The organism is Herpetosiphon giganteus, assembly GCF_016907925.1.
Lineage (GTDB): Bacteria > Chloroflexota > Chloroflexia > Chloroflexales > Herpetosiphonaceae > Herpetosiphon > Herpetosiphon giganteus.
In genome coordinates this window covers 43,236-64,226 of record NZ_JAFBCZ010000004.1, presented here as the reverse complement: position 1 = coordinate 64,226, position 20,991 = coordinate 43,236, and the positions used below count along the sequence as shown (strand labels likewise).

The window sequence follows — 20,991 nt, the reverse complement described above, 5'->3', positions numbered from 1 at the left end:
GATCACGGGCTGGCCTCTTGTGTGTTGGTAAGAATCCCTGCGAAGGCTTATTTCACCATATCAACACGTGATTGAACCCAGAAGTTTTTGCTAGCAAAGCCGCTTGCGACCAAGCTGTAGCCCCAACCTGATTCAAAGCGCAAGGCTGGCGTGGTAAACAAGACAGTTGAGCTGCCTGCTGGGCTAATATCAAAGCTATAGCTGCCTGCTGGCACTTCTAAGGTTGCTGCATCGCCGAATTTAGCGCCTTTGACAACGATATTTTGCGTGCCTGCAATTTTAATATCGACAGCTGGTGCATCTGGTGAGCCGTGAATAACCCGCACGCGGCTCATGCCTGGTTTTGTCATCGAGAAATCATCATCATAGACGTTGACATCAAAATTACCCAAACCCAAGCTACCAACTGCGGCAACCGTACCAGTATAGCCGCCTTCAACTGTTAATTTGGTTTCGAATACTGAAGCTGCCAAACCTGCGCCAGCTGGAGCAATATCAATTGTATAGGTTCCATCTGGTAAGGCCAATTGGCCGCTGAGTGCAAAGAATGGTACGCTGGTTAACACTGCTTTGCCATCGACAAAAATATCGACCGCTGGTGCATCTGGTGAGGCGTGCATAACCCGAACATAGTTCATCGTCGCAGCTTTGGTTGCTTGCGGGGTGCTTACGCCGAGAATTGCCAACAGTGCCAACGCGATAACCATACATCGTCGTAACATTCGAGAATCCTCCAAAAACAACAATCTTCAAGGAAACTGTTTTTGCCTTGGCCCATCTCAACTCGTTATAGCGCTATTGTGTTGTTCTACGCGACTTGGTTTTGAATGGATGTATCGAAGATGTCAAAATTTGAGCAATTTTGCAAAATTGGCAAAAATTGCTTGAATTAAACTTTGCACATTCACATTTGTGCTGCTACCCATGCGCTATGCTACGCCCAAGCATTTTGAGTTAGAAAGGGAATCGCAATGAACTATCAACCACCAACCGTCATTATCCACAATGGTAATACTGGGCCGGGCTGTCTGATTCGCGGTCTCTGGTTTATTTGTGTGGGTTTGTGGTTGGGTGCATTGGTTACAGGGCTGGCTTGGTTTCTCATCGTCAGCGTGATTGGCTTGCCGTTGGGCTTGATGTTGCTCAATCGACTACCCCAAATGATGACCTTGCGCCCAAACCCTGCCAATATGCCGCTGATTGTGGTTGCAAATGGTCAGGTTGTGATTGCAAATGGTCGCCCACAACAAGCGTTTATTGTGCGCGCCATTTACTTTGTGTTGGTTGGTTGGTGGCTGAGCGGCCTTTGGCTGGGTGCTGCATGGGCGATTGCAGGGTTTACGTTTGGCTTGGGCTTGCCTATTGCCTTTTGGATGTTCAATCGCGTGCCTGCAATTACAACCTTAGGCTAAGCGCGCCCAACCAAGGTTTTGAGATTTGCCCGCGTCACCTCCAGCTGTGGCGTGGGCAAGTTGTGTTGGAGGCAATAGCTTTGCAATGCGGCTATTGCTGCATCAAGTGCCGCACCAGCGCTTGTACCATAGCCAACAACTCCCGCAATTTGCGGGCAGATTGCGCGAAATTGGCCAGCTTCGGCCCGAACGACAATTTCATAGTGCATACAATGGCTCCTTCGTCAGTACTTGAACAAACTTGCGAATAGTACTATATTCAAGCAGCGTAGGCTATGCTACACTGGCTTTATTCACTTGTCATGGTATATTGTTACAATTACCATAATCAGCTCTATCTCCGAAATGGCTGTTTAAATTATAGTACGTGCCACATAGTACACCTCATTATTGCCCACACGTCGTTTAATGGTACGGCCAAAACTTCTACTTAATGGTCAATGCACTCGTTGTCGCAACGGTTTCATGGAGAGCGATCTGGTAACCAATCCTGATCGGCAGCGTATACTCTTGGGATTAACAGAGAATGAGGATCTGATGCAAATCGACCATTTAACATCAAATTCAGTGCCTTTGGGGCTTAAATTAATTGGCTGGCGCTATTATCTGACCGCTGCGATGCTTGTTTATACAACAATTACTGAGTTTTCCAGTGCTGATTTCGGCACCCGATTATTTATTTGGCTGGTGTTTGGGGCGATAGCATGGCTCTTTGGGTGGGTTGGCAAGCACTTAATCTTGCTAAAAGCCGAAGCGCGGCGCACGGCAGTGTTGTTTGAATCGCTGCGGAGTGTTGCCTATGGGCTGAGCTTTTTCGTAGGCTGGACAATTTTAGGCCTTGTGGATTTTGGGTTGGCGATTATCAGCCTTTGGTATCTGACCTGCCATGAGATTATAGCACTTTGCAACCATTAACCAGATTCCACGTATCTAGCGACGAAGATTTTGAACCATTGGAGAGAGTATGTATAACGTTCCCGCAAACCAAACCAAATTGCCCGCCCCACTTGGCCTGAAAATAGTTGGTATTCGCTACGGTTTAGGCATGCTAATGATAGCAGCAGTCACTGTCGTCATGGGCTTGGAGCTACAGGCGTGGCGCAGTGATACCTTCTTTATTCCATTGCTGTTGTTGTTGGCGTGTGCCGGCATTACTGCGTTGTATGCGCGGGTTACCTGGGGCATTTTTAAGCAACAAGAGCAAGCGCGCAAATATGGCGTGTTCCTTGAATTTCTGGCTTTGGCAATTTCAGCATTCGACCTGTTGACTGGAAATTTTGAAGCAGGGGATTTAATTTCGGTTGGCATCAGCGTTGCGGTTATTTGGTATTTACGTCGCGCCGAAACCTTAGATTATTTCTACGAAGCTTAATCGTGTTTATCGCACTGAGATTAAAACGTTACCTCACTAAGGAATGATAGTTATGCAACAGATTCAACAAATACGCTATGGAAAAAAGCCGCTAGGATTAGTATTGATTGGCTTTATGTTTGCGGCTCGCGGCGCTTTGGCAGGAATAATGATGTTTATTTATGGGTTGCGACTTTTAGATATGGAGTATCAATATTTAGGCCCAATAGTGGTTATGCTACCGTTTTTTGGGGTTGCTACGGTTTTCCATTTCAAAATTGCACAAGGTTTGTTCAATTTGCGCGAGAAAGCACGCAAGTTGGCAGTCATTGTTGAAACTATTATTTTAGTTTGCTATGGCATGTATTTGCGGTTTTTTGCTGAGCAAATAACCCTATGGGATATTATTGCGGCTTTGCTCACAATGTTAATTATTTGGTATTTATCACGCGATAAAACGCGGGCTTGGTTTGCACCAAGCAAATAAGCTGAGCAAGATTAAATTGAAAGCAGTAGCGCAAAACTACTGCTTTTTTGTTGCCCACTATTAGTTTATCGCTGATCAAGTAGTTAATTTGCGCCAAATAAGGCGCGGCGATAGACGGCCTCTAGCTCACGGGCTAGCACAGCATAGCCAAAATTGCTGGCTACACGTTCGCGTGCTGCTTGGCCCATCTTCAAGCGGCGGGCTGGATCTTCGCCTAGCTCCTGAATTGCTTGGACAAACGCTTGGACATTATCCAATTCGCAGAGCAAGCCAGTTTCGCCGTGGTTGACGACTTCGGGCAAGGCCGAGGCGTTGGTGGTGACGACAGGTCTGCCGCAAGCTCCTGCCTCTGCTGCAACGATGCCAAAGCCTTCAACCCGCGCTGGAAACAGCAACATATCACACGAACGATAGGCAGCAATTAAGCCATCGCGGTCGGGCGTGCCAATGCGCACCATCTGCGGATGTGGCGGCGCTGCTTGCACGCCTTGAAACGATTCGGTGTAATACAACACATATTGCGGCCCAAGTTGATCCATAATTTTTGGCAACAGATCAAAGCCTTTGCGCCGCGTGCGATTGCCCACAAACAACAAACGAATTGGCGCTGGATGCTCGGGCAAATCGTTGGTTCGCTCAAAATCGGGCGCTGGGGTAAAGGCTTCGGTGTCAATTCCATCGTAAATCACGGTTGTTGGGCGATCGCCGTAGGTGCGGCGGGTTTGCTCTTGGGTGTAGCGGCTGACGCAAATCACCTCATCGGCCAAACGTACCGACAAACCATCGTAGGTTTTTTCGACCAAGCGATAGAACAAGCGTTGTTGCGGCGAGCTGTAAGGTTGCAGCAAAGGGTCAGTCACAATGTGATGCACAGTGGTAACGAGCGGCAAACCTGGTGCGCGCAAGGCCCAAGCGCAACGCGAACGCCCCTGAACCAAATCATGGCCTTGCCACCAATTGCGGCCTAAGGCTAATTTTGCCGCCATGGGAGCGAAATTAAATAGGTGTGATAAACGGCGTAAGCTTGGTTGATGGCCAGCCCGTTGCATGGCACGGGTGATATTTTGAATGCCAATATCAACGCCGCCCTTGCCGAGCGGCGAGATGTACAGTGGCTTTAGCATAATGTTTGTAATTCCTATCGCGGCTTAGGGCCTAGGAATGGCAACCGAGGCTCGAATCGTCACTTCATAGCGGATGCCACTAGCATCGGTGCCGATATTGCGTGGATTTCCGCCCACAAAGGTCAGCGATGCCTCGTTGATTTTAGCAGTATTGCTAAATTCGGCAACTATCGCTTGGCGATATTGCTGCTTGAGTTGGTTGGCGATCTCTGCATCAGGTGTGCCTTCGGCCACACTGACCACGATATTTTTCTCAATCCAGCGATTGCTAGCTGCTTGTGGAATTGGCGTGACGCTGGCGGTTGGGCTTGAATTGAACAAATTGAGGATCTTTTGATCCATGCCTGGAATACCGAGCGCCAACAAAGCTCCGACAACTAGCAAGGTCAACAGCGGAATCCATGGGCGGAAGCGCTTTTGCGGTTTGGGATTTGGCTTGGGATTTGGCTTGCTGGGCAAAGGTTGGCTTTTGGGCTTTGGTTTGGGCTTGGTGCTGCTGGTTGGGGCAGCTTTTTGCGGCTGCGGAATTGCGCCAACGCTGGCGGCCATGGCTGGTTTTTGTGGTTTTTGCTCCAGAATAACGGTTGGCTGTGGTTTGGGCTTGGGCTTGGGTTTATGCAACGATTCCAAGGGCAAGGCTGCGCGAAAAGCCGCCGCACTTTTCCAACGCTTGCTAATTTCCATCTCCAAGGCCACGCTAATCGCTTGGGCAGTGGCAACCGAAACTTTGGGTGCTAAATCGCGCACTGATGGAAAGGAAAATGGTGCTTCATCACGCGGGTCGCGGCCAGTTAAAAGATGATGTAAGGTTGCGCCCAAGGCGTAAATATCCGATTGGGGCGTGGCTTGGCCTTGATATTGCTCAGGTGGCGAATAGCCAGGCGTGCCAATTAGCGTGCCGCGTTCATTGGGTTGAAACAATTTGGCGATGCCAAAATCGACAACTTTCACATTGCCAGTTTTACGCTCGATCATAATATTCGAGGGCTTCACATCGCGGTAAATCAAGCGTCGTTCGTGCAAATAATCAAGCACATTGGCAATTTGCTCGGCCCAGCGCAAAACAGTTGGCTCATCGAATTGCTCGTTGGGCTGTTGGCGCTGCAAATCTTCTAAATCGTCGCCTTCGACAAAATCCATCGCGAGGTAATAGCGCCCGCCATGCAAAAAATCGCCATAAACATGGGGAATTTGGGGGTGCTTTAATTCGCGCAGAATCGAGGCTTCTTCTTTAAAGCGTTCAATCGCCTCATCGCGTTCGGCTTTATCGTTGAAACGATCGATCAACGATTTGAGCGCATAGCGTTTGCCACTCTGATCGGTTGCTGCATACACCGCTCCCATCCCGCCTTCTTTGATGGCACGGGTGATGCGGTAGCGATTGTTGAGAACTATATTATTGCCACATTGTTGGCAGAATTTGGCATCATTGCGATTATCGGTGCCACAGATTGGACACAACGTTCGCTCGTTTTCTATACTCATATCGATGGTTCCTTAGGCTCAGCACCCTTCCCTGTTGTATGCTACGCTATGCTGTGGGCAACTGTTGCAAGTCTAACACAGAAGTTCCAACGATGGCAGCGTTGCCCGATTAACAGTTGATTGGTTATGGAGGTGGATGATGGCTCTATCAATTGATCAAATTTACGATTATGCAGAAGCCCTGATTGCCCGCAAAACGCTTGATGGCGGCCAAATTGAGCTGCGGCAGATGCAGCGTTTGTGTGAATTTTTGGCCGAGCTGGCCCAACAAGCTGGCGATTCGACCAATGCCCAACGCTTTACGCACTTAGCTCAATCTAGTCAAGCCTAAGGAGCATAAAATGTTAACAATTGAATTGATTCAACAACATGTACGCGAGGCAATTGCCCAAGCGATTGAAGCCAAAAACCCTGCCGAGTTGGCTCATTTGCAACAGATGGCTGGCCTGTTGATGAAACCTGCGCATTTGCATAACGATCAAGAAACCGAATATGCTTTTCGGGTGCTGGCCGCCAAAGCGGCGAACGCCCGTGAAGCGTTGCTGCAAAAAGAGGATTAAGCATGCAGATTGAACATGCAACAGCCCTGATTAATGGCCTCAATTTGCATTATGTGCGAGCTGGCAGCGGGCCATTGGTCGTGCTCTTACACGGCTTTCCTGAGTTTTGGTATTCGTGGCGGCACCAAATTCCGGCATTGGCCGAAACCCATACCGTGGTTGCACTCGATCAACGGGGCTACAACCTCTCGGATAAACCAGCGTTATGGCAGCACTACACAATCGATCTTTTAGTTGATGATGTGCGCGGATTAATCGAGCATTTGGGCTTTGAGCGGGCGACAATTGTTGGCCACGATTGGGGCGGGGCGGTGGCGTGGACGTTTGCCATGCGCTATCACGGCTATGTTGAGCGCTTGGTGGTGATGAATCTGCCGCATCCTAAGCTGATGATCAAAAATCTTTGGACGAATCCGCGTCAGATGCTGCGTTCGTGGTACATCTTTATGTTTCAAATCCCTGAGTTACCAGAGTGGTTTGCCAAACGCAATAATTTTGAGTTCTTGACTAAAGCCTTGACGAGTGCTGTGCAACGGCCTGGCGTATTTAGCCCCGACGATATTCAAGCCTATCACCAAGCTTGGAGCCAGCCTGGGGCACTAACTGCGATGATTAATTGGTATCGGGCGTATGTGCGGCAGGGAATGAAGCATTTAAATCAATTAAGCACTCATTTGGTGCATGCACCAACCTTGCTCATTTGGGGTACTGCCGATGGGGCGCTGGGCCAAGAATTAACCTATGGCACCGAGCGCTACGCTACCGACCTGCGAATTCGCTATTTAACTGATGTGAGCCATTGGGTACAGCAAGAAGCTCCCAACGAAGTCAATGCCGTCTTGATCCCATTTGTACGGGGCGAGGGGTAGGCCATAGTGAATTTCGCTAGACCAGATGTCTACCCCGCAAATAAGACACTAGTCATCCTGACGAACCTGTGAAGCCTTGTTATGATCTGCCTTGCCCAATTGGCTGATCATGAAAGGCGGTGCTGGTATGGGTTTTCTGCAACAATCTGATCCTGATCCATCACCAACGCTGCCCGTTGAACAGCAAGCGACGGCTTGGAATAGTGCATTAACCCAGTTTGTGAGCTGGATTGCCAATGAAAGCCTCGCTTGCGAAAGCCTAGTGCCCTATTTTAAACCGTGGTTGAGCAACCTCACCTCATGGCTCTTGTTCCTGCCGACCGATCCCAAAACCCTACTCCAGAGCTTCGTGATTGGCGAGAACGAACTATACCAAGTAGTACCGCAATCAATTCGCTTGGCTTGGCTCGAAACCCATTATTTTAATACAGCCCAAGCCTTACAAACGCCGCACTGCTTGGCAAATCCTGCTGAATTTGGTTTGCTATTGCCGCCGAGCGCTGCACCAATATGGCTGATTCCACTCCAAGCCTATGGCCGTTTATGGGGCATTGTGCTGCTCGAAGTCGCTGAGGCTAGCCCACCGAGCCAGCATCCACTTTACACCATGCTGGCTCAAGCAATTGCCAACCTCAGTTTGCACCTCGATGCACGCTATGCCCGCGAATACGAGGTGCAAGCCTACCAACGGATGCATATGATGAGCGAATCGTCGCATATTTTGGCGCATACTGGCTTGAATTTGGATCGCATGCTTTTGGCGTTAAGCAAGCATTTATGCGAGCATTTTAGCGATGGTTGTATGCTGCAAATTTTGAGTATGGGTGAAACAAGCCATATTCAGCAAGAAATGTTTTATCATCAACAAGCCGAGTATCGAACCCAGCTTTATCGAATGTCAGCGGAGTGGGCCGATCAAGTAGCAACTGATTCGTTGCGCAATCAAGTACTAATTTCCAATCAAGCTCTCGCATTAAATATTTACGAACATCAAGCTCTTTTAGAAGCCAGTGAGTTTCAGCCGCTGCTTGGTGCCTATCAACTCAACAGCGTTTTGATTGTAGGCTTATCTTGGAATGATCATCCAGTTGGTATATTAACCTTATTGCGAACGCACATCAATTTGCCATTTATGCAAGAAGATCTTGATATTGCGCGTGATATTGGCACTCGTTTTGTGGAAGCGCTTGAGCAAACCCGTTTATATACTGAATTGCATGAACAAGAGCAAGCATTAATGTTAATGGTGCGTCGTTTAGAAGAACAGGTTGAAGAACGAACCAATGCCTTATCCACGACGAATGTGCAGCTGAATCGTGAATTAGATCGCCGGCGCGCTACCGAAAAAGCCTTAGTCGAAAGCCAAGCGCTATTACGCAGTTTTTACGAAAGCACGCCAGTTATGATGGGTGTGGTCGAGATTACGCCTGAAGCTGATTTAGTTTTGCTAGCTGCCAATACCATGACGATTAAACAATGGCGCTTAGCAGCTGATTATTGTGAAATGACTATGAGTGAGCTGGGGATTCCACGCATTGATATTGATCGCTGGATTCAATTTTTTCAGCGCAGCCGCACCAAAGGCCAACCAGAACATTTTGATTATATTGATCCGTTTGACCAAACGATTATGTATAAAGCAACGTTGAGTCCAGTTGTTACAAGCTCGCCAATTGATCAGCGGTTTTGTTTTGTGCTCGAAGATATTACCGAAAGTCGTAAGCTGCAACAATCGTTGGAGGAAAGTAAGCGTTTGGTTGAGCAAATTAATAATTCAATTCCATGTATTGTCTATATGTATGATGTGCGAATTAATCAAGTTACCTATATCAATCGTTCATTGAAATCAATGCTTGGTTATGCAGTAGACGAAATGGTTGGCATGGAAGAAATGGATTTACGCAGTTTAATTCATCCTGATGATTTACTTGAAATTGATGCCTATCTGCCAAGTCTCTATAACTCAAAACCAGGAACGATTATTCAAAATCGGTTTCGGTTTAAACATCGTGATGGTCAATGGCATTGGATTGTGAGCTATGATACGGTCTTTGAAAGTGATGAAACTGGCTATGCAACTTCAGTTTTATCTGCTTTGCAAGATGTAACCGAGCTTTATTTGCAGCGTGAACAATTGCAAGCATCGTTACAAGAAAAAATGGTGTTGCTGCAAGAAATTCATCATCGGGTTAAAAATAATTTGCAAATTGTTTCTAGTTTACTTAATTTGCAAGCTCGCCAGATTACCGATGTAGCTACTCGTGATCGCTTTTTGGAAAGCCAAAGTCGCATTCATGCTATGGCTTTAGTTCACGAACAACTCTATCGTTCATCAGATTTGCGTTCGATTGATTTGGCTGAATATATAAAACACTTGGTGCAATTTTTTCGCCGTTCGCATACCAATCGGCCAACAATTGCGGTTCAAGTTATGCTTGAACCAATTACGCTTAATACTGATACAACCATTCAAATAGGATTAATTATCAATGAACTCTTGACGAACAGTTTTAAACATGCTTTTATTGCGCGAGAAGGCGGCACAATTTGGCTCAAAGGAAACAGTAATCAGCAGCATGTTGAGCTTGAAATTGGCGATGATGGCATTGGGCTGCCAGCCGATCGTCAAACCTCGAATTCCATGGGCCTTGAATTGGTACATGCCCTGATTCGGCAATTGGGTGCCACAATCCAGCAACTTTCAACCTCTGGCACAGTCTTTAAGTTAACAATTCCACATAAATAAAGGATTTTGCGCAATGAGTAAAGCAAGTATTGTGATAGTTGAAGATGAAGTGATTGTAGCCTTGGATATGCAGCAGGCGCTCAGGGCGGCTGGCTACAATGTGATTGGCAGTTTTAGCCGCGGCGAAGATGCGCTGGATTTTATTGCCCAACAATGCCCTGATTTGGTGGTGATGGATATTCATTTGCAGGGCCAGCTTGATGGCATTAGCACCGCCGAGCAGCTGCAAAAAGTCTATGGCCTGCCAATTATTTACCTGACCGCCTATTCCGATTCCGAAACCTTGGGCCGCGCCAAAGCGACCGAGCCATATGCCTACTTGGTCAAGCCGTTTGAAGATCGTGATTTGCTGAGCGCAATCGAAATGGGCTTATATCGCCATCGGGTTGATCAGCGCTTGCGGCGGATGGAGCGGTTGTATTCAAGCACCTTGAATAGTGTTGATGATGCAATTATTACGACCGATACTGCGGGCTTGATCAAATTTGCCAACCCAACTGCGAGCAATTTACTGCATGTTCCGAATGATGTCTTGATTGGGCAATTTATTGGCGATGTGGTGAAATTGCTTGATCGTGAAAGCCAAATGACCTATCAATTTGATCTGGAATACTTAATTCAGCAACCAAATCACCATCTTTTATTGCCCCGTCAAATGCTGGTAAACGATCAAGAACAATTGATGGTTGCGCCGAGTATTTCGCAAATTCGCGAAGAAGATGATCGTGTTGCTGGAATTGTGTTGGTATTGCGTGATATGCGCGATCTTGATGCTGCTGAAGAACACATTCGCCATCAGGCAATGCATGATGCCCTAACTGGCTTATCAAATCGGAATGTGTTTATCAATCGCTTGCAATATATTCTTGATCATTATCATTTGCAACATCAACACGCTGTATTGTTTATTGATCTTGATCGTTTTAAAGTTATCAACGATAGCTTAGGCCATATTGTTGGCGATAAATTATTAATTCAAGTTGGCCAACGCTTGGAGCGTTGTATTCGCTCACATGATTTAGTTGCGCGCTTAGGTGGCGATGAATTTACGATTTTGCTTGATGGAATTCATGATCTGCACGATGTGTTGCGCATAACCGATCGTTTATTAACTGTGGTTGCCGAGCCATATCATATTGATGGCTATAAAGTGTTTACGGCGGCCAGCATTGGGATTGTGGTGATCGACGATCATTATAAACATTATCACGAAGTGCTGCGCGACGTGGATAGCGCAATGTATCGGGCAAAATCGCAGGGCCGTGGTTGTCGGGCAGTGTTTGATGCTGAAATGCATGTTGAGGCCTTGCGCACGTTGCAGGTTGAGGTTGAATTGCGGCGTGCAGTTGAGCGCAACGAATTGTGCTTGCACTATCAGCCAATTATCAAGCTGGCGACTGGTGAATTGTCGGGCTTTGAGGCTTTGTTGCGTTGGAATCACCCAACCCAAGGCGTAATTGGCCCAGCCTCATTTTTTGCGATTGCCGAAGAAACCGGCATTTTGGCTCAAATTGGTTGGAAGCTGTTGCGCGAATCGTGTGAGCAAATTTGGGCTTGGCAAACCGAGTTTCAGTTTCATCCGCCCTTGGAATTAAGCGTTAATTTTACTCATCGCCAATTTTTTCAGGCCAACTTAATTCAACAAGTGCAAACTATTTTGGCCGAAACTGGCATGCCTGCGCGCCATTTGTGCGCCGAAATTACCGAAGGCGTGATGATGCAAAGCAATCGGGCGGTTGAGGTAATGCGAGAACTACGTGAGTTGGGTGTTCAGGTGCATATCGACGATTTTGGCACTGGCTATGCGTCGCTTAATTTGTTACATAATGCGCCAATTGATGTTTTGAAGATCGATCGGGCCTTTATTCACACTGATGGTGGGGCCAGCAATCATTCAATCGCCCAATTGATTAGCTTGATGGCGCGTTCATTGGGTTGTGCCGTGGTGGCCGAGGGCGTGGAAGATGCCAAAACTGCCCAGATGTTGATTGAAATGGGCTGTGATTTTGGTCAAGGCTGGTGGTATTCCAAGGCATTGCCGCCAGAAGAAGCCCACGCATTAATTAGCCGTTTTGCTCAAGGCCATGTGATGGTTCCGCTTAACGCCAATGTTGCTCAGTAGGAGATTTTTCAATCCAAAAGGGTATATTGACATAAAAGTGTGGTGGTTTGAGTGCTTAACCGAGAATAGTTTATTAATTTGGCGTAGCATCTATGCTGTTTGGGAACTGAAAATGAGAATCCTTCGTTCTTTGCATAGACTTTAGCTCTATGCATGGGAGGATTCTGTGATTAATGTTGCACGGTTCAGCGTTGCCAGCTGCTTGCTGCTCATGCTCGTCAGTTGGAGCTTGTCCGTTCAGACCCAGCCAGCCACTTCATTAGCGCCAGACTTAGTACCTCATTCCGAGAGTGATGGGGCAGATGTAATTAACACTTCGCCAGCATTGCGGATGAATTATGTGTATGCCGCAATTAATCTTAGATCATCAACGCCGTCAATTGATGGACTAGCCTATGGAACTGTCGATTTTTACTCGACCTTTAACGCTGCAACCACTGTATCAGTCACTATTTCTTTGACGGTGGATGGCAGTGCGCAGGCGGTCTTTCCCGTATCGGACACAATCCGTGTGCGTGGTGATGGGTTTACGAGTATGCCGCTGATAATCCGAACATCGCACGAAGGATTTGGGCGCGTTGTTGCCCTGATAACCATGATCCCAAACCCTCTCCCTGAGACAGAATCTGGCTGTCGAATACCGTATTCATATCATCAAAGTCAGATTTTTTTGGCAACAAAACTTGGCAATTTCGGCAATAACCAATCTGGTGGTTTGCTTAACAACTACCTCAGAGTAGCTGTTGCAGAACAGATTATCACTGAGAAAGAACGAGCGGCTATCATAAAAGATCGGAAGACAATCAATAAACCAACTATTCCGTTGAAGGGAGTCGATGGAGTGATACCCGATATCAGCTTTGAGCCGCTTCCGGAAGATGGTTTTCCTGAATGTTAGTTTGAGTTTCTAGGTCGCGGGTTTGGTAAGGTTTCGGGCGAAACAAATTGCTGCGTGGGCCTTCGGCTCTCGCTTCTCAAGGCTTGGCTATGGCTCGATCATGCCGCGGCGAATGGCATATTTAACCAAGTCGGTGCGATCGTGGAGGTCGAGTTTTTCCATAATATTGGTGCGATGGCTTTGCACGGTTTTGACGCTAATGACTAATTGGGCAGCAATTTGGCGGTTGGTCAAGCCTTCGGCAACCAATTTCAACACCTCTAATTCACGCTCGGTCAAATCGGCAAACTTCACGGTATCGCTATCGCCCAACTGATTGAGCTTGGCAATCAAGGCGGGGTCGAGATACGAATCGCCACGTTGCACTGCGCGAATCGCCGAAACCAGCTCGGTGGCGGCGGCGCGTTTGAGCACATAGCCAGTTGCGCCAGCCCGCAGCGCTTCCTTGAGATATTCCTCGCCTTCGTGCATGCTCAAAAAGATGACTTTGGTTTCTGGCGAGCGCGAGCGAATCTCGCGGGCGGCGGCGAGGCCATTCATGCCAGGCATGGCAATATCCAAGACCGCCAAATCGGGGTGCAAGGCATCGGCCAGATCGACAGCTTCAGTTCCATCGTTGGCCGTTCCTACAACCCGAAAATCGGGCTGAGCTTCCAAAACCATGCGCACGCCATCGCGCATCACGGCGTGATCATCGGCCAATAAAATTGTTATTTCGGCAATTGCCATAGCACAATCCTTTAGGCGGCGCTGGCTTGGGTAACTGGCTCTAGGGGAACGGTGATTGTCAATTCGGTGCCAATGCTTGGAGCACTATCAATCACCATCGTTCCGCCGAGCAGGTTAATCCGCTCATACATGCCGAACATGCCGACCCCACGGCCATCACGCTCGGGATTGATTGTATTGGGATCGAAGCCAACGCCATTATCTTCAACCCTCGCCCGTACAATTTGGGGATTCGTGAGGTCAATATCGACCTCAACATACGAGGCTTGAGCGTGTTTTACAATATTGCTGAATGCTTCTTGGAGCATGCGATAGAGTGCAGTTTCGACGGCTGAGGGCAAACGCCGTTCCTCGCCCCGCACCTGCACATCAACCCGAATGCCGCGATGGGCTAGACGTTCGGCTGCTTGGGCGCGCACGGCGGCAGCCAAGCCAAGGTCGTCAAGTTGCGATGGACGTAAATCGGCAATAATCGTGCGCACGCCTTCGAGTGTATTTCCTGCCAAATCGCGTAACCCAATCAACCGTTCACGAACTGCCTGCGCTTGTGGATTTTGGGCGGCGGTTTCTGCATAGATCACCAAGGTTGCCAGCGATTGCGCTGTATCATCATGCAATTCACGAGCGATCCGTCGCCGTTCTTCTTCTTGCGCGTTGATAACTTGCTGAGTTAGGCGCTCAGTCAAGGCACGCGAACGCTCGATTGCCCGTGTGTCGTCCTCAACTTGATCAAGCATTGCATTGAAGGCTTGCGAAAGTTGAGCAATTTGGGTATCGCCAGCGCTGGTTTGGGGCACGCGCACACTCAAATCGCCGTCGGTAACCCGTTCGGCGGCAATTTGCAGATTGGTGAGTGGGCCTAAGGCCACCCGCAACACCACATAATTGACCGCCACGCTGAGCACAACACCGATCAACGAAAAAACAACCGTCAAGGTCAGGCCTTCGGTTGTTGCCAAGCGGCGCGTGATTGCCGTGCCAGCGATTGCGCCCAAACAAACTATTGCACTATTGCCAATTAAAATCTGGTAAATCAGTGGTATCCGTCGCATAGCTGTATTGTATCATCAACCATCAATCTTTTAAATCAAGATTGAGCCCTAGATTTTAGCCCAATAGAATCAGCAGAACGATCCCAAGCCCTGCTGCGCAGCCAAGCAAAACTAAGGCATAGGCCAATCGGGCAAACTGCCATGGCATCCAGCTAAAGCGCAGGCTCAGCAAATCGCGCAGGCTGCGCCGATAGCGATGATGGTGATTTGGCGTTCGTTGCACTGCCAAAGCATAAACCGCGATTAATCCAGCCACACAGCTATGCACAATCGTTTGCAAAAGCAACGCCCATGAAAATGGCTGCCAAAACACGTTAATCACGGCTGCGCTGGCGATCAAGGCAGCAGCAAGCCAAAATAGCGTAACAAAGCGCATTTTTGTTCGTAGCACATCATCCTCGCAGTGCTAAAACAAAATACGGACGTAGAGTGTTCTACGTCCGTATCGTCTGGCGGGCCCGAGGGGATTCGAACCCCCGATCTCCACTGTGACAGAGTGGCATGTTAGGCCGCTACACCACGAGCCCCGATCAGGTTGTTGTTGCGCTGGCAGATAAAAATTGGCGGGCCCGAGGGGATTCGAACCCCCGATCTCCACTGTGACAGAGTGGCATGTTAGGCCGCTACACCACGAGCCCGCGTTTTTGTTTGCCTCGCGACAACGGGGATATACTACCACAGACTCGTTTTTTTTGCAAATGGAATGCAGCGGGGGAGCATGCCCTCACCCCAGCCCCTCTCCCGCTCAGCGGGAGAGGGGCTTTAAGGCCGTGGTTTTTGCATGACATGATTTGTGGAGAAAATTGGTGCTCCCCCTCGCCCGCGTTTTTGTGGGAGAGGGGCTGGGGGTGAGGGGATTCACTTGCTCAATTAATCGGCTCGTGATTAACTCGATCTAAGCCTTCATCATCCCAAGCGGCTGGGTCTTCGAGGGGTTCGAGATGGGTGATGGCATGGCTATCAGGCAGCGCTGCGGCAATCGCCAACTCGATTGTTTCACAAACATCATGGCCCTTTTGCACGCTCCACGAGCCTGGTACAAGCACATGCAACGAAACAAAGCGCCGTGGACCGGCCACGCGCGTGCGCAGCGCATGAAATTCTAAGCCCCGTTGGCGATAACGCGCCAGAATATCTTCAATTACTGCTTGATCGTCGTCGGATAGGGCGCTATCAAGCAAGCCGTAGCCCGATTCGCGCAGAATTCGAAAGCCAATCCAGATAATATGCAAGGCTACAGCGATAGCAATCAATGGGTCAAGTACGAGCCAGCCAGTTATTTTGGTTAGTAAAATCCCACCAATTACGCCAACCGTTGTCCATACGTCGGTAAATAAGTGATGGGCATCAGCTTGCAGGGTGATTGAACGCAGGCGTTTGCCAGCCCGCATAATAATCCACGCAACGCCACCATTGATGGCGGTGGCCAAGATCGAAAGTCCTAAGCCAAGATCGAGCCGTGTGATCTCGGTCGGATTTAAAACGCGGGGCCAGGCTGTCCAGATAATGCTACCCGCAGCGAGCATAATCAACATGCCTTCTAAGCCGCTAGCAAAATATTCAGCTTTGGTATGGCCGAAGGCATGGTCGTGATCGGGCGGGCGCATGGCGATGGTCAACATCCACAAGGCCATCATGGCGGCAATTAAATTAACAACTGATTCAGCAGCATCCGAAAAAAGCCCGATTGATCCGGTCAAAAGATATGCGCCAAACTTCAACCCAATCGTGATGCATGCAGCAGCAATTGATAATAAAGCATAGCGCTGTTTTCCATTTAACATCTTATAAGGCGCTTTCTAAGGCCCGCAACTCACGTTCATAGACAACCAGGCCAACCCGCAACGTGTCGTTGGGCACCATGGCATTGAGTTGATGAATGATCGTATTCAGATCACGCACCCAAATATGCAACTCTTGGCGCAGCCGTTCTTGCTCGTTGAAGCTGGTTGTTGCCCATGTTTCACGATTATTGCGCAACCAAATCTGGTAGCGATTCATGTGGTTATTATAATCGTGTTGGGCAGAACCCCATGGCGAGCCTTGCTCATTGCCTTTCATCACCCGAAAAGCCATGCGCATCTCGGCGGGAATATACATATCGTCGTTTAAATCGATTGGCTGGCCTTCGCCGGGCAAATTATCAAACATGCCATCTTCCATGGCTGCTTGAATGCGCTGTTCGGCAATTGAGCCAGCACGTTGAGCAGTGAGCGATGGGCCGCGTTTGGGTTTTTCTGCTTCGCTTGGTGTTTCGGGCGTTGGTGTTGCTGGTTTGACTTTACCTGCTGTCCGGCTTTGCTCACGAAATCGGTCAAGAAATGGATTGTCGCTCATGCTAAAACCCCCTTGTGACGCTGCTCGCTCGTTCAATTGCCCCATGCGCTTGCCCTTGCTACAGCTATGTGCAGAATATCACAAAGATTTGCGAAAGACAAGGTTATCAACAAGCCCACTATTTTGAGAAATTTGTTACAATAGGCCAAATTTTATGCCTATTTGGCTGGTTGGAGGGCATCGATGGCATTTGAATATCCAATCGAAGTACGGTTTCGCGATTTGGATGGGCTGGGGCATGTCAATAATGCTGTCTATTTGACCTATTTTGAAACCCTGCGGTTACAGTTTGCAATTGAATTATTGGGTGCGGTGGAGTTGGCCGACGTGCCGTTTATTTTGGGCGAGGCGACGGTGCGCTACCTCATGCCAGTCTTTTTCGGCGACCAATTGCAGGGCAGCGTGGAAGTTTCGCGAATTGGCACGAAAAGCTTTACCATGCTGTATACCCTCAAGCGCGGCAACGAAATTGTGACCCAAGGCTCGACCGAATTGATTTGGTTTGATTTCAAAAGCCAGCGTTCGGTGCCAATTCCCGATTCGTTTCGCCAGCAGGTTGCCACCTATCAAGGCGCTTAAATCTCGGTCGTATGTCTGATTGTGGTTGCTAGCGGCTACGTTAGACTGGCGCTAGCTCAATGTCGATTTCTGATTGATGAGAGAGAGTTATGCAGCAACAAGCATGTCCCCAGTGCCAGCGTCAGCTTGCGCTCAACGCTGCCTATTTGCCATGGTGTGAATGTGGCTGGAATATCAAGCCGCATTCACTGCCCGAAAGCTATGGCATGTTCGAACAAATCTATACCAATGTGAGCAAGCGCTTGGGCAAGCAAATGCTGCATCAAATGCGCTCGCTGAACGATTTGCAGCCCCGCATGGCCTTGATTACCCGTGAATTATTGGGCTACGAAGCCCAAGTTATGCAGCGTTTACGCAGCCAATGGATTAAGCAATAGCTGAATTGCTTGAATTGCGGCGCATATGCTACGATGGGCCTGAACTAGTTTAGGTGACAAGGATTGGCCAATCGTGCAGCGTAGAATTATTCAAATTAGCAGTTTTCTGGCTATTTTAGCCCTTTGTTTAGCCATAACCTTGGTTTGGGTGCTACAACGCAAACCAGCCCAAATTACGATTGGCGGCAAAACCGATTCGCCATGGCTGGTTGAAGGCTTTCAAACCAAAGAACGTTCAGAGTTGGGAGCCTATCGCTGGACTAACGGCCAAGGCATTATTGGCACGCCCGCCACCCATACGAGCTATATGCTTGGCTTAACCCTCGTTTCACCAGTAACCACAACGCTGGTGCAACTTAATGCTGCTGGCCATGAAGTGCTGAATTTACCAGTTAGCAATGCGCCGCGCTATTATCAAATTTTCTGGCAGCCAGATGCCTCATTGAATTGGCTGCGTTGGGCGAGCGATCAGCAACTGAGCCTCAGCAGCGAGTTACAAATCCTTGAAGGCAGCGATCAACGAGCTTTGGGCGTGGTTTTGCAAAATCTCAGTTGGTCGCCAGCGGGCCGCGTCTCGCTGTTGCCATTTGCTTGGATTACGGCTTTGGTGGTGAGTTTAACCGCTTTGATCAGGCCGCAACAGCGCAAGGCTTGGCTGTGGTTGGCGGCGGCAGCAATTGGAGCGAGCTTACTATTCGGCGGCTTGACTTGGTTGGCCAATGATCAGGCGGTTTGGTGGCCAATTCGCTTTGCGCCAAGTTTGCTTATTTTGCCGTTGGCAGCGTTGGCCCTGTTGCATTGGCCTTGGCAAGGCTGGCGGCAAGCGCTGCCAGTGCTTGGTTTAATTGGGATTGCAGCAATTGTGATGCTGCTTTCGCGCAAGTGGTGGCTGGTGCAAGGGCCTGATTTTGGCTGGCACTCGAATCATGGCAGCTCAGCGGCCTCGGTCTTTCGTGCGCATCCCTTTTATCCGCTTGGCTTTCCACTGATTTTATGGCTTGGCCTGCTCTGGGATGGCGATCAGTTGGCGATTGGCCAGACGGCGGGTTTTATCAGCATCCTTATAACCTTGATCCTGACGGCGTTGATTGCCTACCGCATTTTGGCCTTGCGGGGTGCGTTGCTAGGCTTGGTTTTGGCTTTGGCAACTCCGCTGTTGCTGGCATTTGGGGTGGTTGCAAGCAGCGATAGTGTGCAATTGCCAGCTTTTTTGGCGGCTTTGCTGGTATTGCTCTGGCAGCCAGCGCTAAGCAAACGCCGGGTTGTGCTCGCTGGTTTGCTTTTGGGCGTAGCCTATTTATTCCGTTTTCAATCGATTGTGATGATGGTGTTGGTGTTGCCTTGGTTGTGGCTGCAAGCGCTGCCCGCGCCGCCGCGTTGGCCGCAGCGTTTGGGGCGTTTGTTTGCGCCTACCTTGCTGGTAGCGGGATTTGTGCTTGGCTCTGCGCCGCAGTGGGTGCTTGATATTCGTGATACAGGGCGACCCTTCTTTTCGCAACAATATGAAAATATCTGGCAAGCCGCCTACAATCGGGTTGATCCGGTGGTGGCTGCTGCTAGCCCCGAGGCGATTGCAACGACCGCCAGCGAAACCGGGCTTTATGATATTGTGGCCTTTGATCCTTATGGGTTGTTTGGCCATTGGCAAGCGAATTTAAGCCAATTTTTCAGCTTCACCTTGCACACGATTTTTATCTGGCCCTTTGGGTTATTGATGCTGTTGGGGCTGGGCTTGGCATTGCTGAAACGCGCTGATGCCCGTTTGAGTTTGTTGGCGTGGCTGAGCTTGTGCTACATTCCCATTATTGCCCTGACTTGGAATAAAGATCGCTTTTATTTGCCGATTGTGCCATTGTTGTTGGTATTGGGCGCGTATTGGTTGGAATGGTTGCGCGGGCAGGCGTGGCGCTGGCCGCGAGGTAGTCGTTGGCTGGCTGAGGCAGTTCAAGCAGTCTGTTTGGCATGGGCTTTGAGCCACCTCAGCGCGATCGATCCAATTTTACGGGTCTATGGCAGCTTAAAGTAAACCCATTACGGTGAAAATGATGCCAGCGATGGCTGTGCCAGCAGCGCCATAATACAAGTTACGTGACCATCCGGCGGCGCTTTTGGCTAATTCACGTTCAGTTTGGCGGCTAACAAGCATACGTTTGAGCTTTTTATCGCGGTACGCGATGGTTGGTTCACCTTCGTCATCAACCACACAGCCAAGAATATACGCTCGTCCATCATCGGTAAACAGTTCTTCTTGCGCACGATAGCCGGTCGTGCGGCGAGCGCCATTATTTGAGGCTGGAGCAGAAAATTCAAAATCACCAAATTGCAGAATCGAAGCTTTATCTGGCGAAGGCAGCAAAATATTTTGACCTGCTACATACTCAATTTCAGCATCAGTTGGGTCAACCCAGGCCTTGCCAAAATTATCATTGATCCAGAAATAGGCGCATTCTTCCTCGGTTTTGATGGTTTCGCTGCCAGTTTGGGTGCGAGTTCGTTTGCGGCCTTCGCTATCGGTATCGTGCACAACCTCGCTATATTCGCGGGTTAATGAAAACCGATAGGCAATACAGGTTTTGCCAGAAATCGGGGCGACCAATGGATTATCGCAACTGACGGTTCCTTCGATTTCGCAGGGTTCGGCAAGTGCTTCAGCCCCGAGCGTTGCAACAACCTTTTTATGCAGGTCATGCAGCATTGTGGTGGTGTAGGTGTCGGTGGCATTCAGATCGGCCAGTTTGTTGGATTGACTGCGAGCGAAGAAGAAGCAGATGACAGCAGCGATCAGCAAGATGATCCCAAAGAACACCATATCAGCGATCCTCCCAAAGGCTAGTAACGTGAGTATAAAGGTCATTGATTGGCT

23 protein-coding genes and 2 tRNA genes are annotated in these 20,991 nt (G+C 49.0%); 13 read left to right on the top strand and 12 right to left on the bottom strand.

Annotation, left to right across the window (positions count from 1 at the left end):
• Positions 1-47: 47 nt before the first annotated feature.
• Positions 48-722: a DUF4397 domain-containing protein gene (locus tag JOD20_RS04685; protein WP_204754152.1), complete on the bottom strand. Its 675-nt coding sequence runs from the start codon at positions 720-722 to the stop codon at positions 48-50.
• A 249-nt stretch (positions 723-971) separates the two neighbouring features.
• Between JOD20_RS04685 and JOD20_RS04680 the strand changes: the two genes are divergently transcribed.
• Positions 972-1,412: a YccF domain-containing protein gene (locus JOD20_RS04680; protein ID WP_204754151.1), complete on the top strand. Its 441-nt coding sequence runs from the start codon at positions 972-974 to the stop codon at positions 1,410-1,412.
• Here the strand turns inward: JOD20_RS04680 and JOD20_RS04675 are convergent.
• Positions 1,409-1,621, bottom strand: coding sequence for a hypothetical protein (locus JOD20_RS04675; RefSeq protein WP_204754150.1), 213 nt, complete (start codon positions 1,619-1,621; stop codon positions 1,409-1,411). The genes JOD20_RS04680 and JOD20_RS04675 overlap by 4 nt on opposite strands.
• Positions 1,622-1,949: 328 nt before the next feature.
• On the opposite strand from JOD20_RS04675, the gene JOD20_RS04670 reads away from it, so the two are divergent.
• Genes JOD20_RS04670 through JOD20_RS04660 form a run of 3 tightly spaced genes read left to right on the top strand, consistent with a single transcriptional unit; the run spans position 1,950 to position 3,250 of the window.
• Complete coding sequence (locus JOD20_RS04670; RefSeq protein ID WP_204754149.1) at positions 1,950-2,327, top strand: hypothetical protein; 378 nt, start codon at positions 1,950-1,952, stop codon at positions 2,325-2,327.
• A gap of 49 nt (positions 2,328-2,376) precedes the next feature.
• Positions 2,377-2,784 carry a hypothetical protein gene (locus JOD20_RS04665; protein WP_204754148.1) on the top strand — a complete coding sequence of 136 codons (408 nt, stop codon included), beginning with the start codon at positions 2,377-2,379 and terminating at the stop codon, positions 2,782-2,784.
• Between the two features lie 52 nt (positions 2,785-2,836).
• Positions 2,837-3,250, top strand: coding sequence for a hypothetical protein (locus JOD20_RS04660; protein ID WP_204754147.1), 414 nt, complete (start codon positions 2,837-2,839; stop codon positions 3,248-3,250).
• 83 nt (positions 3,251-3,333) lie between these two features.
• Here the strand turns inward: JOD20_RS04660 and JOD20_RS04655 are convergent, their stop codons facing one another.
• Positions 3,334-4,374, bottom strand: coding sequence for a glycosyltransferase family 4 protein (locus tag JOD20_RS04655; protein ID WP_204754146.1), 1,041 nt, complete (start codon positions 4,372-4,374; stop codon positions 3,334-3,336).
• Between the two features lie 24 nt (positions 4,375-4,398).
• The gene (locus JOD20_RS04650; protein WP_204754145.1) at positions 4,399-5,859 is read right to left on the bottom strand and encodes a serine/threonine protein kinase; all 1,461 of its coding nucleotides are present in this window, start codon (positions 5,857-5,859) and stop codon (positions 4,399-4,401) included.
• Between the two features lie 139 nt (positions 5,860-5,998).
• Here JOD20_RS04650 and JOD20_RS04645 point away from each other — a divergent pair, with 139 nt between their 5' ends.
• The 6 genes from JOD20_RS04645 (at position 5,999) to JOD20_RS04620 (ending at position 13,054) form a co-directional block, all read left to right on the top strand.
• Positions 5,999-6,190 (top strand): hypothetical protein, encoded by a 192-nt coding sequence (locus JOD20_RS04645; protein WP_204754144.1) that lies wholly within the window; start codon positions 5,999-6,001, stop codon positions 6,188-6,190.
• Between the two features lie 10 nt (positions 6,191-6,200).
• Entirely contained in the window at positions 6,201-6,419 is a 219-nt protein-coding gene (locus tag JOD20_RS04640) for a hypothetical protein (protein ID WP_204754143.1), read from the top strand.
• A gap of 2 nt (positions 6,420-6,421) precedes the next feature.
• Positions 6,422-7,288, top strand: a complete 867-nt coding sequence (locus tag JOD20_RS04635; protein ID WP_204754142.1) for an alpha/beta fold hydrolase — start codon at positions 6,422-6,424, stop codon at positions 7,286-7,288.
• A gap of 127 nt (positions 7,289-7,415) precedes the next feature.
• Positions 7,416-10,034 (top strand): histidine kinase dimerization/phosphoacceptor domain -containing protein, encoded by a 2,619-nt coding sequence (locus JOD20_RS04630; protein WP_204754141.1) that lies wholly within the window; start codon positions 7,416-7,418, stop codon positions 10,032-10,034.
• 13 nt (positions 10,035-10,047) lie between these two features.
• Positions 10,048-12,156: a putative bifunctional diguanylate cyclase/phosphodiesterase gene (locus JOD20_RS04625; protein WP_204754140.1), complete on the top strand. Its 2,109-nt coding sequence runs from the start codon at positions 10,048-10,050 to the stop codon at positions 12,154-12,156.
• A gap of 166 nt (positions 12,157-12,322) precedes the next feature.
• Entirely contained in the window at positions 12,323-13,054 is a 732-nt protein-coding gene (locus JOD20_RS04620) for a hypothetical protein (protein WP_204754139.1), read from the top strand.
• An 87-nt stretch (positions 13,055-13,141) separates the two neighbouring features.
• On the opposite strand, the gene JOD20_RS04615 is transcribed toward JOD20_RS04620, so the two are convergent.
• The 7 genes from JOD20_RS04615 to JOD20_RS04585 form a co-directional block, all read right to left on the bottom strand.
• A complete protein-coding gene (locus JOD20_RS04615; RefSeq protein ID WP_054534299.1) occupies positions 13,142-13,783 on the bottom strand; it encodes a response regulator in 642 nt (213 codons plus the stop codon).
• An 11-nt stretch (positions 13,784-13,794) separates the two neighbouring features.
• On the bottom strand, positions 13,795-14,835 hold the full coding sequence (locus JOD20_RS04610) for a sensor histidine kinase (protein ID WP_054534300.1): 1,041 nt from the start codon (positions 14,833-14,835) through the stop codon (positions 13,795-13,797).
• A 55-nt stretch (positions 14,836-14,890) separates the two neighbouring features.
• Positions 14,891-15,226, bottom strand: coding sequence for a hypothetical protein (locus JOD20_RS04605; RefSeq protein ID WP_204754138.1), 336 nt, complete (start codon positions 15,224-15,226; stop codon positions 14,891-14,893).
• A gap of 59 nt (positions 15,227-15,285) precedes the next feature.
• A tRNA-Asp gene (locus JOD20_RS04600) sits at positions 15,286-15,362 on the bottom strand.
• 34 nt (positions 15,363-15,396) lie between these two features.
• Positions 15,397-15,473 (bottom strand) — tRNA-Asp (locus JOD20_RS04595).
• A gap of 228 nt (positions 15,474-15,701) precedes the next feature.
• Positions 15,702-16,619: a cation diffusion facilitator family transporter gene (locus tag JOD20_RS04590; protein ID WP_204754137.1), complete on the bottom strand. Its 918-nt coding sequence runs from the start codon at positions 16,617-16,619 to the stop codon at positions 15,702-15,704.
• Position 16,620: 1 nt separating this feature from the next.
• Complete coding sequence (locus tag JOD20_RS04585) at positions 16,621-17,172, bottom strand: DnaJ family domain-containing protein (RefSeq protein ID WP_204754136.1); 552 nt, start codon at positions 17,170-17,172, stop codon at positions 16,621-16,623.
• Positions 17,173-17,355: 183 nt separating this feature from the next.
• On the opposite strand from JOD20_RS04585, the gene JOD20_RS04580 reads away from it, so the two are divergent.
• The 3 genes from JOD20_RS04580 (at position 17,356) to JOD20_RS04570 (ending at position 20,154) form a co-directional block, all read left to right on the top strand.
• Entirely contained in the window at positions 17,356-17,751 is a 396-nt protein-coding gene (locus JOD20_RS04580; RefSeq protein ID WP_204754135.1) for an acyl-CoA thioesterase, read from the top strand.
• An 89-nt stretch (positions 17,752-17,840) separates the two neighbouring features.
• A complete protein-coding gene (locus tag JOD20_RS04575; protein ID WP_204754134.1) occupies positions 17,841-18,128 on the top strand; it encodes a hypothetical protein in 288 nt (95 codons plus the stop codon).
• 73 nt (positions 18,129-18,201) lie between these two features.
• The gene (locus JOD20_RS04570) at positions 18,202-20,154 is read left to right on the top strand and encodes a hypothetical protein (RefSeq protein WP_204754133.1); all 1,953 of its coding nucleotides are present in this window, start codon (positions 18,202-18,204) and stop codon (positions 20,152-20,154) included.
• Here the strand turns inward: JOD20_RS04570 and JOD20_RS04565 are convergent.
• Positions 20,146-20,937 (bottom strand): E3 ubiquitin ligase family protein, encoded by a 792-nt coding sequence (locus tag JOD20_RS04565; protein WP_204754132.1) that lies wholly within the window; start codon positions 20,935-20,937, stop codon positions 20,146-20,148. The genes JOD20_RS04570 and JOD20_RS04565 overlap by 9 nt on opposite strands.
• Positions 20,938-20,991: the final 54 nt, after the last annotated feature.